This window comes from Clavibacter phaseoli (genome assembly GCF_021922925.1).
In the GTDB taxonomy this organism is placed as follows: Bacteria; Actinomycetota; Actinomycetes; order Actinomycetales; family Microbacteriaceae; genus Clavibacter; species Clavibacter phaseoli.
Genome location: NZ_CP040786.1, coordinates 1,773,865 through 1,786,085, shown reverse-complemented (window position 1 = coordinate 1,786,085; position 12,221 = coordinate 1,773,865). Strand labels below are relative to the sequence as shown.

Annotated in this window: 12 protein-coding genes; 7 read left to right on the top strand and 5 right to left on the bottom strand. The window is 71.8% G+C overall.

What is annotated here, in order from left to right:
- Positions 1-8: 8 nt before the first annotated feature.
- From FGI33_RS08310 to rfbB, 5 genes are all read right to left on the bottom strand, one after another.
- The gene (locus FGI33_RS08310) at positions 9-1,148 is read right to left on the bottom strand and encodes a glycosyltransferase family 4 protein (RefSeq protein WP_119434050.1); all 1,140 of its coding nucleotides are present in this window, start codon (positions 1,146-1,148) and stop codon (positions 9-11) included.
- A 93-nt stretch (positions 1,149-1,241) separates the two neighbouring features.
- Entirely contained in the window at positions 1,242-1,988 is a 747-nt protein-coding gene (locus FGI33_RS08305) for an ABC transporter ATP-binding protein (RefSeq protein WP_119434051.1), read from the bottom strand.
- A complete protein-coding gene (locus FGI33_RS08300; protein WP_119401685.1) occupies positions 1,972-2,841 on the bottom strand; it encodes an ABC transporter permease in 870 nt (289 codons plus the stop codon). Before FGI33_RS08300 ends, FGI33_RS08305 begins: the two co-directional genes overlap by 17 nt.
- Before the next feature lie 94 nt (positions 2,842-2,935).
- Positions 2,936-3,790 (bottom strand): dTDP-4-dehydrorhamnose reductase, encoded by an 855-nt coding sequence (rfbD, locus tag FGI33_RS08295; protein ID WP_119434052.1) that lies wholly within the window; start codon positions 3,788-3,790, stop codon positions 2,936-2,938.
- Positions 3,787-4,776 carry a dTDP-glucose 4,6-dehydratase gene (rfbB, locus tag FGI33_RS08290; RefSeq protein WP_119434053.1) on the bottom strand — a complete coding sequence of 330 codons (990 nt, stop codon included), beginning with the start codon at positions 4,774-4,776 and terminating at the stop codon, positions 3,787-3,789. Before rfbB ends, rfbD begins: the two co-directional genes overlap by 4 nt.
- A 175-nt stretch (positions 4,777-4,951) precedes the next feature.
- Here rfbB and FGI33_RS08285 point away from each other — a divergent pair, with 175 nt between their 5' ends.
- From FGI33_RS08285 to FGI33_RS08255, 7 genes are all read left to right on the top strand, one after another.
- Positions 4,952-5,452, top strand: coding sequence for a GtrA family protein (locus tag FGI33_RS08285; RefSeq protein ID WP_237581637.1), 501 nt, complete (start codon positions 4,952-4,954; stop codon positions 5,450-5,452).
- A 21-nt stretch (positions 5,453-5,473) separates the two neighbouring features.
- The gene (locus FGI33_RS08280) at positions 5,474-6,079 is read left to right on the top strand and encodes a dTDP-4-dehydrorhamnose 3,5-epimerase family protein (protein ID WP_119434055.1); all 606 of its coding nucleotides are present in this window, start codon (positions 5,474-5,476) and stop codon (positions 6,077-6,079) included.
- A gap of 3 nt (positions 6,080-6,082) precedes the next feature.
- Positions 6,083-6,961: a glucose-1-phosphate thymidylyltransferase RfbA gene (rfbA, locus tag FGI33_RS08275; protein ID WP_119434056.1), complete on the top strand. Its 879-nt coding sequence runs from the start codon at positions 6,083-6,085 to the stop codon at positions 6,959-6,961.
- A gap of 128 nt (positions 6,962-7,089) precedes the next feature.
- The gene (locus FGI33_RS08270; RefSeq protein WP_119434057.1) at positions 7,090-8,064 is read left to right on the top strand and encodes a glycosyltransferase; all 975 of its coding nucleotides are present in this window, start codon (positions 7,090-7,092) and stop codon (positions 8,062-8,064) included.
- Positions 8,061-8,906, top strand: a complete 846-nt coding sequence (locus FGI33_RS08265) for a glycosyltransferase (RefSeq protein WP_119434058.1) — start codon at positions 8,061-8,063, stop codon at positions 8,904-8,906. The genes FGI33_RS08270 and FGI33_RS08265 overlap by 4 nt, the downstream gene beginning before the upstream one ends.
- Positions 8,907-8,974: 68 nt before the next feature.
- On the top strand, positions 8,975-10,147 hold the full coding sequence (gene glf, locus FGI33_RS08260; protein ID WP_119434059.1) for a UDP-galactopyranose mutase: 1,173 nt from the start codon (positions 8,975-8,977) through the stop codon (positions 10,145-10,147).
- A gap of 2 nt (positions 10,148-10,149) precedes the next feature.
- Positions 10,150-12,168: a glycosyltransferase gene (locus FGI33_RS08255; RefSeq protein WP_204586708.1), complete on the top strand. Its 2,019-nt coding sequence runs from the start codon at positions 10,150-10,152 to the stop codon at positions 12,166-12,168.
- The last annotated feature ends 53 nt before the right edge of the window (positions 12,169-12,221 follow it).

Below are 12,221 nucleotides of genomic sequence, written 5' to 3'. Positions count from 1 at the left end.
CGTCCGGCCTACAGGTCGGCGTGCAGCTGCCAGACCTTCTCGCCGGAGTCGCGCCAGCTGAACGCGCGGGCGCGGTCCTGGCCGACGACGGCGAGGCGCTCGCGCGCCGCGGTGTCGGACAGGAGGCCGCCGATGGCCTCGGCGAGGCGCAGCGGGTAGCCGTCGGCGTCCTCGCGGGGCACCACGACGCCCGCGTCGGCCGCGACCTCGAGGAGGGCCGGCGCGTCCGAGTGCACGACGGGCGTGCCGAACGACAGCGCCTCCACGACCGGCAGGCCGAAGCCCTCCGAGAGGCTGGGGTGCACGAAGACGGTGGCGCGGTCGAGAGCGACGGCGAGGTCGGCGTCGGCGAGGGATCCCAGGCTGCGCACGCGCGACGCGTCGACGCCCGCCTCGTCCGCCACCTGCGCGAGCTCGACGTCGCCCCACGAGGCCGGGCCGACGATGAGGAGCGGCAGGTCGCCGGTCTCGGGCCGCGACAGCGCCTGCACGAGCGCCTGGACGCCCTTGCGCGGCTCGAGGCTCCCGACCGTGAGCAGGTAGTCGGCCGGCAGGTCGAGCTCGGCCGCGCGGGCGTCGGGATCCTCGGGCAGGGCGATGCGCGGGCTGACGGCACCGCCGATCACCCGCACCCGGTCGCCCAGGTCGACGTAGCGCGCGAGCTCCTCGGCCAGCGCGTGCGAGGGCACGACCACGGCGTCGGCGTGCTTGCGGGCGCGCTTCGCCATGGCCTTCGTCCACGAGACGGAGGCGCTCGTCATGCTCTCGGGGTGCGTCCACGCGTTGACGTCGTGGATCGTGGCGACGATCTGGTCGTTCGTGTTCACGCGGTCGTGGCGGCGCAGCGGCGCGAGGAGGCCGGGCGCGTGGACCATGCCGGTCGTCCCCGGGGTCGGGAGGCCCAGCTGCCAGGCGCGCGAGAGCTCGCGGCGGGGGAGCGGGACGCGCGTGACGCGGGCGAGGCCGGGCAGCCGCTCCTCGAGGTCGGCGGTCTGCTCGGGTGTGATCGCGGAGACGACCCCCTCGACCTCGCACCCGCTCGGCGTGGTGGCGACGATCGCGCTCGTCAGGTCCTCGGCGTAACGGCCGATGCCGCCGGGCGTCGGGCCGGTCAGCTGGTCGATGATCACGCGCAGCGTGGTGGTCACGGTCCTCCATCGCGCGGGTGTCGGGTCGGCCCGCGGGAGGACCATCGTACCCGCGCCCTCCCGGGAACCCGGGAGGGCGCGGCGCCGTGGGGCTCAGCCCTGGCGCATCCGCTCGACCGCGTCCTTGGACGGGCCGTCGAAGGCGACCTTCCCGGACTGGATGAGGATCCCGCGCTCGCAGAGGTCCGACACCATGTCGAGGTCGTGGCTCACGACCACGAGCGTCTTGCCGGCGTCGTGCAGCTCGCGGATCTTCGCGAGGCACTTGCGCTGGAAGGGCTCGTCGCCGACGGAGAGGATCTCGTCGACCAGCAGGATGTCGACCTCGGTGTGGATCGCGACGGAGAACGCGAGCCGGAGGAACATGCCCGAGGAGTAGTGCTTGACCTCGGTGTCGATGAACTTCTCGATCTCGCTGAACTCGACGATCTGGTCGAAGCGCGCGTCGATCTCGTGCTGCTCCATGCCGAGGATCGCGGCGTTGAGGTAGATGTTCTCGCGGCCCGAGAGGTCGGGGTGGAAGCCCGCGCCCACCTCGATCAGGCCGGCGATGCGGCCGCGGGCGAGCACCTCGCCGCTGTCGGGCTGGTAGACGCCCGAGATGAGCTTCAGCAGCGTCGACTTGCCGGATCCGTTGAAGCCCATGAGCGCGACGGACTCGCCGGGACGCACCTCGAAGCTCACGTCCTCGAGCGCGTCGAAGGTCGAGGCGAGCGGCTTGCGGCGGACGGCCGCGATGACCGTCTCCTTGATGGAGTGCGTGTGGCGGAGGAGGAAGGACTTCCGCACGTTCTCGACGATGATGCGCGGCAGCGCGTCCGACTCAGAGGTCCTGGGCAAAGCGCCCCTCCAGCTTCTTGAAGACGAGCTGCCCGAGCAGGAGGCTCAGGAGCGAGACGCCGAGGGCGATGAAGCCGTACATCCAGAGGTTCTCGGGCAGGTCGCCCGTTCCCCCCGTGGTCGGGTACCAGAAGCCGGCGTGGAAGAGCTCGACGGCGGCCGTCACGGGGTTGAGCTGGTAGACCACGAGCAGCCAGTCGGGCAGCACGGTGCGCACCTGCGCGAAGGGGTAGAGCACGGGCGACGCCCACACGACGACCATGACGATGAGCTCGACGAAGTTCTGCGAGTCGCGGAACGAGACGTTGGCCGCCCCGAACAGCATGCCGAGGCCGATGGCGAGGGTGCCGATGATGGCGACGCCGAGGAGGATGCCGAGCACCTGCACGGGAGTGGGCGCCCACCCGACGAAGAGGCACACGACCAGCAGGATCACGAGCTGCGGCAGGAAGTTCACGAGCGCCACGAACGTGCTGGAGACCGGGAACAGCTCGCGGGGGAGGTAGATCTTCTTGATCAGCGCCCCGTTGTCCACCAGCGACTTCGTGGAGTTGGAGAACGCCTCCGTGTAGAAGTTGATGAGGATGATCCCGGAGAACAGGTAGATCGGGTAGTTCACCTGGTTCTGGTTCAGCCGCAGGAACACGCCCATCGCCACGAAGAAGACCGCGAACTGGGCAGCCGGCTTCACGTACGACCAGAGCCAGCCGAGGACGGATCCGCGGTACCTGACCTGCACCTCCTTCTTCACGAGGAGGGAGAGGAGGTAGCGGCGGCGGTACACGTCGAGGAGTCCCGCGCCCGTGCCGGGCCTCGAGAACTCCCGGGACCGGGGACTCGTCATGGTCGACACGTCGGGGGCGCCCTTCGGACTGCGTGGGGCTCGCGCGGGGCGCGGAGCGGTTCGGCTGCGGTGTCCGGGATCGGACCGGACACGAGTGTAACCGTCAGCGTGCCCGGAGGACGCCGTGCCCGGCGGCGTCGGACAGCGCCTCGCGCCAGTCGCGCAGCGGCGCCATGCCCACGCGCGCCCAGGCGTCGTGCCCGAGCACGGAGTACGCGGGCCGGGGAGTCGGCCGCACGAAGGAGGCGCTGTCGGTGGGCCGCACGCGCTCGGGATCCAGCCCCGCCTCCGCGAAGACGGCGCGCGCCAGGCCGTACCAGGTCGTCTCGCCGGCGCCCGTGCCGTGGAAGACGCCCGCGGGCGCCCCGGCGTCGACGAGCGCCACGATGCGCGCCGCGAGGTCGACCGTCCAGGTCGGCTGGCCGCGCTGGTCGTCGACCACCGACACCGTCTCGTGCGAGGCCGCGAGCCGCAGCATCGTCGAGGGGAAGGAGGGGCCGCCCGCGCCGTACAGCCAGGCGGTTCGCACGATGCTCGCGCCCTCCGGGTGGCCGGCGAGCACGAGCCGCTCGCCCTCGGCCTTGGTGCGGCCGTAGGCGGACACCGGGGCGTGCGGCGCGTCCTCGGGGTAGGGCGACGTGGCGGATCCGTCGAAGACGTAGTCGGTGGAGACGTGCACGATGCGGGCGCCCGCCTCGGCGGCCGCGCGCGCGAGCACGCCGGCGCCGGTCGCGTTGATCGCGCGGGCCGCCTCCTCGTGCTCCTCGGCCGCGTCGACCGCGGTGTACGCGGCGAGGTTGACGACCACGTCCTGCCCGGCGAACGCCCGGCGGACGGCGGCCTCGTCGGTGATGTCGAGCTCGGCGCGCGCGGGCGCCGTCACGTCGTGCGCGGACAGGGCCGGGAGGAGGTCCTGCCCGAGCATGCCGCGGCCGCCGGTGACGAGGATCCGGCTCACGAGGGCAGCTCGGCGCGCGCCTTCAGCGGCTCCCACCACTGGCGGTTGTCGCGGTACCACTGCACGACGTCGGCCAGGCCCCGCTCGAACGGCACCTGCGGCGCGTAGCCGAGCTCGCGCTGGATCTTGGAGATGTCGACGGAGTAGCGGAGGTCGTGGCCCTTGCGGTCCTCGACGCGGTCGACGTACGACCAGTCGCGGCCGGTGGCGTCGAGCAGCAGCTGCGTGAGCTCGCGGTTGGTGAGCTCGGTGCCGCCGCCGATGTTGTAGATCTCGCCGGGCGCGCCCTGCACGAGCACGAGCGCGATGCCGCGGCAGTGGTCGTCGACGTGCAGCCAGTCGCGGATGTTGAGGCCCTCGCCGTAGAGCGGGACGTGCCGGTCGTCGATGAGGTTCGTGACGAACAGCGGGATGACCTTCTCGGGGAAGTGGTACGGCCCGTAGTTGTTCGAGCAGCGCGTGATCGACACGTTCAGCCCGTGCGTGCGGTGGTACGAGCGGGCGAGCAGGTCGCTGCCGGCCTTCGACGCGGAGTAGGGGGAGTTGGGCTCGAGCGGCCGCTCCTCGTCCCACGAGCCCTCCGCGATGGATCCGTACACCTCGTCGGTGGAGACGTGGACGAAGCGCTTCAGGTCGTGGCGGAGCGCGGCGTCGAGGAGCTTCTGCGTGCCGAGCACGTTGGTCTCGACGAAGATGCTCGCGTCGCGGACGGAGCGGTCGACGTGGCTCTCGGCCGCGAAGTGCACGACGGCGTCGACCTGGGGGATCCACTCGTCGAGGATCGCGTCGTCGCGGATGTCGCCGTGGACGAACGCGAACCGCGGCGAGTCGCTGACGGGCGCCAGGTTCTCGAGGTTGCCCGAGTAGGTGAGCGCGTCGAGCACGACGACGTCGGCGCCCTCGAGCCCGGCGTAGTGGTCCTGGAGCGCGTGGCGCACGAAGTTGGAGCCGATGAAGCCGGCGCCGCCGGTCACGAGGATCCTCATGGGGATACGTCCTTCGGTAGAGGTGCCGGAGGGGTGGGCCGGCGTCGTGGGCCGGCGTTCGGGCGCCGGGCGCTCGATCCTATCGGGGGAGGGGCTCCGCGCAGGCGGCCGGCGGCCCCCACATCAGGGGTGCGCGCGGCGCGGGGACCCCGGGCCGTCGGGGCATCATGGACGCGTGCCCCGGATCCCGTCCCCCTCCCGCCTGCGGGTCCTGCTGGGCGATCGCCGAGTCCGGTTCCTCCTGGTCGGCGGCGTCAACACCGTGCTCGCCTTCGCGCTGTTCGCGGCGCTCGAGGCCACGGCCGGTCGCGCCCTCGACCGCGCCGGTCACCCGGTCGCCGGCTCCCTCGTACCGCTCCTCGGCAGCTACGCGGTCGCGATCGTCGTGGCGTTCGCGCTGTACCGGCGGATCGTCTTCCGCGTGCACGGGCACGTCCTCCGCGACTTCGGGCGGTTCGTCTCCGTGTACGTCGTGTCCATCAGCCTCAACGCCGTGCTGCTGCCGGTGCTCGTGGCGCTCGGCGTGCCCCGCCTCGGCGCGCAGGCGCTGCTCGTCCTCCTCATCACCGTGGTCAGCTACGTCGGCCACGGGCGGTTCTCGTTCCGGCGCGCGTCCCCCGGAGAGGGGGAGGGCGGGTCGCGTCCGGAGGGCGACGGAGCCCCGGAGCCGCGCTGACGCGTTGCTAGGGTCGGCAGCGTGCAGATCCGAGAGCTCGCCGTACCCGACGCCTACGAGCTGACCCCCGTCCAGCGCACCGACGACCGGGGCGTGTTCCTCGAGTGGTACCGGTTCGACGAGATCCAGGAGGCGGTCGGCCACCCGCTCGACCTCCGCCAGGCCAACATGAGCGTCTCCAGGCGCGGCGTCGTGCGGGGGATCCACTTCGCCGACGTCCCGCGCGGCCAGGCCAAGCACGTGAAGGCCGTCTCCGGCGCCGTGCTCGACTTCATCGTGGACATCCGCGTCGGATCCCCGACGTTCGGGCAGTGGGACAGCGTGCGGCTCGACACCGAGACGCACAAGGCCGTCTACATCTCCGAGGGCCTCGGCCACTGCTTCGTCGCGCTGACCGACGACGCGGCCGTCACCTACCTCGTGAGCGACGTGTACAACCCCTCGGCCGAGCACGGCATCGACCCGCTCGACCCCGAGATCGGCCTCGTCTTCCCCGAGGAGGCGGGCGAGCCGCTGCTCTCCCCGAAGGACACCGCCGCCCCGACGCTCGCCGAGGCGGCGGCCGCCGGTCTCCTCCCGACCTGGACGGACATGCGCGCCTTCCACGACTCCCAGAAGGTGAGCTGACCCATGAAGGGCATCATCCTGGCCGGCGGCTCCGGCACCCGGCTCTGGCCGATCACGAAGGGCATCAGCAAGCAGCTGATGCCGATCTACGACAAGCCGATGATCTACTACCCCCTGTCGACGCTGATGATGGCGGACATCCGCGAGGTGCTCATCATCACGACGCCCGAGTACAACGACCAGTTCCGGGCCCTGCTCGGCGACGGCTCGCACCTCGGCATGCGCATCGAGTACGCGGTGCAGCCCTCGCCGGACGGCCTCGCGCAGGCGTTCGTCATCGGCGAGGAGTTCATCGGCGACGACTCGGTGGCGCTCGTCCTCGGCGACAACATCTTCCACGGCGCCGGCCTCGGCACGAGCCTGCGGAAGAACACCGAGATCGACGGGGCGCTGATCTTCGCGTACCACGTGGCCGATCCCACGGCATACGGCGTGGTCGAGTTCGACGACGACTTCACGGCCGTCTCCATCGAGGAGAAGCCCGCGCATCCCAAGAGCGCGTACGCGGTGCCCGGCCTCTACTTCTTCGACAACGACGTGGTGGGGATCGCGAAGGGCATCCGGCCCAGCGCGCGCGGCGAGCTCGAGATCACGGCCGTCAACGACCACTACCTCCGGGCCGGCCGCCTCCGCGTGCAGGTGCTCGACCGCGGGACCGCGTGGCTCGACACCGGCACGTTCGAGAGCATGATGCAGGCGTCCGAGTACGTGAAGGTCATCGAGGACCGCCAGGGCTTCAAGATCGGCTGCATCGAGGAGATCGCGTTCCGCGCGGGCTGGATCGACCTCGACGCCCTCCGTGCCCTCGCGGCGCCGCTCATCAAGAGCGGGTACGGGAGCTACCTCGCGGACCTCGCGGAGTCGGCCGACCAGGGGCGCTGACCGTCCGCCCCGGCGCTCCCCGCTACCATCGGGGGAGCCCGGCGCGCCCCGGCCGATCCGAGCCGCCCGCGGGCGCCGGGGTCCGGTCGGTGCATGCGCGCCCGGACCACGATCGAGGGGAAGACCGGATGCCGTCCGACGTGAGCCGCAGCGACCGCATCGTCGCCGTGGTCGTGGCCTACGACCGCCGCGAGCTCGTCCAGGAGACCCTCGCGGCCCTCGAGGCGCAGACCGTCGCGCCCCACGCGGTCGTGGTCGTCGACAACGCGTCGTCTGACGGCACGGCCGACGTGGTGGGCGAGCGCTTCCCCCGCGCGGACCTGGTCGTCCTGCCCCGCAACACGGGCGGCGCCGGCGGCTTCACGGTCGGCATCGCCCGGGCCGTCGCCGTCCACGGCGCCGACGCGGTCTGGCTGATGGACGACGACACGGTCCCGGATCCGGGCGCGCTCGCCGCCCTCCTCGCCACCCGCCGCACGGCGCCGGCCGGCACCGCCGTCCTCGCGTCCGCCGTCCGCTGGGTCGACGGCCGCCCGCACCCGATGAACACCCCGCGCGTGCGGCCGGGCGCGTCCCGCACCTCCGTCCGCCGCGCCGCCGAACGGGGCGCCTACCCGGTCCGGAGCGCCTCGTTCGTCTCGCTCCTCGTCGAGGCCGACGCGGTGCGCCGGCACGGACTCCCGGTGGCGGACTACTTCCTCTGGAACGACGACTTCGAGTACAGCACGCGGCTCCTCCGCCGGGGCCGCGGCTTCGTCAGCTCGGCCAGCACGGTCGAGCACCGCACGCGCACCTTCGGGGCCGCGGACGTGGATCCCGGCGCCCGCTTCTTCTTCGAGGTGCGCAACAAGGCATGGCTGATGCGCCTGTCGCCGTCGCTCACGGCCCTCGAGCGCGTCGTCTACACGGGCGCCGCGCTGCGCGCGTGGACCCGCACGATCGTCCGTTCGAAGGATCGGCGCCTCCTCCTCTCCGGCCTCGTGCGCGGGCTGCGCGCGGGGCTCCTCACGCGGCCGCGGCCGAACGTCGAGGTCCTCGCGGGGCTCGGATCCGCGAGCGACGACGTCGCGCGCGTCGAGGCGGACGCGGGGTCGCGCGCGTGACGGAGCCCTTCTCCCTCCTCCTCCCCGTGTACTCGGGCGACAAGCCCGACTACTTCGTGCGCGCGTTCCGCAGCTCGGTCGACCAGCAGACGCTGCGGCCGGACCAGGTCGTCGTCGTGCAGGACGGGCCGATCTCCGCCGAGCTCTCCCGCGTCGTGGACGAGGCCGTCGCGTCGTCGCCGGTGGAGGCGTCCGTCGTGCGCCTCGCCCGGAACGTCGGGCTCGCGCACGCCCTGGAGCGCGGCCTCGACGCCTGCGCGCACGACGTCGTCGCCCGCATGGACGCCGACGACATCTCCCTGCCCGAGCGCTTCGCCCGCCAGCTCGAGCTGATGGGCACGGGCCTCGACCTCGTGGGCACGGGCATGTACGAGTTCGCCGACGAGGTGGGCACGATCGTCGGGACGCGCACGCCGCCCACGGGCGCCGCGCGCATCGGCGGCTACGCCCGGTTCCACGACCCCTTCAACCACCCCACCGTCGTGTACCGCCGGTCCGCCGTGCGGGCGGCGGGCGGGTACATCGACATCGGGCTGATGGAGGACTACTACCTCTTCGCGCGCATGGTCCAGGCCGGCGCCCGGGTCGAGAACATCCCCGAGCCCCTCGTCATGTACCGCGTGAGCGACGGCGCCTACGCGCGCCGCGGCGGGCTCTCGCAGCTGAAGGCGGAGCTGCGCCTGCAGCGGGAGTTCCGGCGCCGCCGGTTCACGACCCCGTACCAGGCGGTCCGCAACGTCGCGATCCGCGGCGGCTACCGGCTCGTGCCCGAGCGCCTGCGCCGTTGGGCGTACGGTCGCGTCTTCGCCGGGGGCGCCGGCGCGGGTCGCAGCACCCCCTGATCCGGGAGGGTACCCTTGAGCCGTCGCGCCGCGACGACCCCCCAAGACACGAAAAGGACCCGTTCTCCATGGCCCATGACCTCGTAGTAGTCGGATCCGGATTCTTCGGCCTCACGATCGCGGAGCGGGTGGCGGAGGAGCTCGGCCTCCGGGTGCTGGTCATCGACCGCCGCGACCACATCGGCGGCAACGCCTACAGCGAGGCCGACCCGGAGACCGGCATCGAGGTCCACCGCTACGGAGCGCACCTCTTCCACACCTCCAACGAGCGCGTGTGGGAGTACGTCAACCGGTTCACGGAGTTCACGCCGTACGTGCACAAGGTCTACACGAACCACCGCGGCGAGGTCTTCCCGCTGCCGATCAACCTCGGCACCATCAACCAGTTCTTCCGCGCGGCGCACGGACCGGAGGAGGCGCGGCGCCTCATCCAGGAGCAGGCCTCGGAGCTCGAGGCGGGCGACGCCCGGAACCTCGAGGAGAAGGGCATCAGCCTCATCGGCCGTCCGCTCTACGAGGCGTTCATCCGCGACTACACGGCGAAGCAGTGGCAGACGGATCCCACGGAGCTCCCCGCCGAGGTCATCTCGCGCCTCCCCGTCCGCTACGACTACGACAACCGCTACTTCAACGACACGCACGAGGGCCTGCCCGTCGGCGGATACACGGCGTGGATCGAGCGCATGGCGGACCACCCGAACATCGAGGTGCGGCTGAGCACCGACTTCTTCGACGAGTCGCAGGAGGTCACCAAGTCCTCCACCGTCGGCCGCGTCCCCGTCGTCTACACGGGCGCGATCGACCGCTACTTCGACTACTCCGAGGGCGCGCTGTCGTGGCGCACCCTCGACTTCGAGCGCGAGGTGCTGCCGGTGAAGGACCACCAGGGCACCCCGGTCATGAACTACGCCGACGCCGACGTGCCCTACACGCGCATCCACGAGTTCCGCCACTTCCACCCGGAGCGTTCCTACCCGGAGGACAAGACGGTCATCATGCGCGAGTACTCGCGCTTCGCCGAGCGCGAGGACGAGCCGTACTACCCCGTCAACACGCCGGACGACCGCAAGGGCCTCCTGCGCTACCGCGAGCTCGCGGCGGCGGAGGACGGCGTGTTCTTCGGCGGGCGCCTCGGCACCTACCAGTACCTCGACATGCACATGGCCATCGGGTCGGCGCTCACGATGTACGAGAACGTCCTCAAGCCGGTGCTCGCGCCGACCGCGACGGAAGGATCCTGATCATGGCCGACGCCCTCATCGAGGCCACGGGCCGCGACGAGGCGCTGCTCCTGCAGCGCGTCATCTTCCCCACCGACCACGACCCGGACACCGTCCCGCTCTACGTGGACGCCGACTACTGGACGAGCATCCCCGTCGTCGACCGCCGCAAGCACGGCACGAACATGCAGGTCATCGACGCCGACCACGACCGCGCCGTCGTGCGCCTCTCGGACATCGGCATCCTGAGCGCGATGGACGGGCAGGGCGGCTTCCGCGTGCCGCACCGCCGGAAGGTCTCCTTCGGCACCTACTTCAACGCGTTCCCGGCCGCCTACTGGCGCGCGCACACATCGCTGGAGGCGGTGGTCCTCGAGGTCATGACCGAGGGCGAGGGCCAGGTCATCGTGTACCGGTCGAACGCCCGCGGCGTCATCCAGAAGGTCGAGGGCCGCGTCCTCGACGGGGCCGCCACGAGCACGTTCGAGCTCCCCTTCACGAACTTCGCCGACGGCGGCTGGTACTGGTTCGACCTCGTGGGCGAGGAGGCCGACCTCTCGCTCGTGCAGGCGGCGTGGTTCGCCCCCGAGGGCACCCGCACCCGCACCGGGTCGACCGGATCCGTGAGCCTCGCCGTCACGACGCTCAACCGCGCCGAGTACTGCGTGAAGCTCCTCACCGACATCGGCGCCAACGCCGAGGTCACGCGCCTCATCGACAACGTCTTCGTGACCGACCAGGGCACGCAGAAGATCGTCGACCAGCCCGAGTTCCCGCGCGCCGAGGAGCTGCTCGGCGGCCGCCTCCGCGTCATCGACCAGGCCAACCTCGGCGGATCCGGCGGCTTCTCGCGCGGCATGTACGAGACCCTGCAGGCCGGCGAGTCCGACTACGTGCTCGTGCTCGACGACGACATCACCATCGAGCCGGAGAGCATCCGCCGCGCGCTCAAGTTCGCCGACTTCGCGGTGAAGCCCACGATCGTGGGCGGCCACATGTTCGACATGTACGACAAGGGCAAGCTGCACGCCTACGCCGAGGGCTTCGACATGTGGAACTTCATGTGGGGCCCGGTCACGCCGACGCGCCACGACTTCCCGTCGTCGAACCTCCGCCAGACCCGGTGGATGCACCGCCGCGTCGACGCCGCGTACAACGGCTGGTGGATGTGCCTCATCCCCGTCGAGACGATCCGCGAGATCGGCCTGTCGCTGCCCGTGTTCATCAAGTGGGACGACGCCGAGTACGCGCTCCGCGCCCGCGAGCACGGCGTGTCGACGGTGACCCTGCCGGGCGCCGCCGTCTGGCACGTCTCGTGGGTGGACAAGGACGACTCGCAGGACTGGCAGGCGTTCTTCCACGCGCGCAACCGGCTCATCGTCGCCCTCCTCCACTCGCCGTTCCCGCGGGGCGGTCGCCTGCTCACCGCGAACCTGGCCACCGACGTGCGCCACCTCATCTCGATGCAGTACTTCGCGTTGGCCGCGCGCCACGAGGCGTACCGCAACATCCTCCGCGGGCCGCGCGGCCTGCACCAGGACATGGTGACGCGCCTCGCCCGCACCCGGGAGCTCGCGAAGGGCTTCACGGACGGCGTCGCGATCAAGGACCGGGACGACCTGCCCGCCGTCGAGGGCGCGCTCGCGTCGCGCCGCCGGCCGCGCCAGTACCGGGCGCCGAACGCGTTCACGCGGCCGCTCTGGCTGGCGCGGGTCGTGCTCCGCCACGCCTTCACGCCCATCCCGCCGGCCGCGGCGAAGGCGCCCGAGGCGCACCTCGCGTTCGCCGACGCGCGCTGGTGGGTCGTGCCGAACTACGACAGCGTCCTGGTGTCGAACGCCGAGGGATCCGCGGCGCTCCTGCACCGCCGCGACCCGGCGACGTTCCGGCGCATGCTCGTCACGAGCATCGTCCTGCGCGCGCGCATCATCGCCCGCTGGCCGCAGCTGCGCGCCGCCTACCGTGCCGCGCTGCCGCGCATCACGAGCGAGGCGGAGTGGGCGAAGAGCTTCGGCGTCGCGCCGCCGCGCAAGCGCGGCTGATCTCCCGGGCCGCCCGGCGCGCATGCGCCGGGCGGCCTCGTGCATCCGCGGAA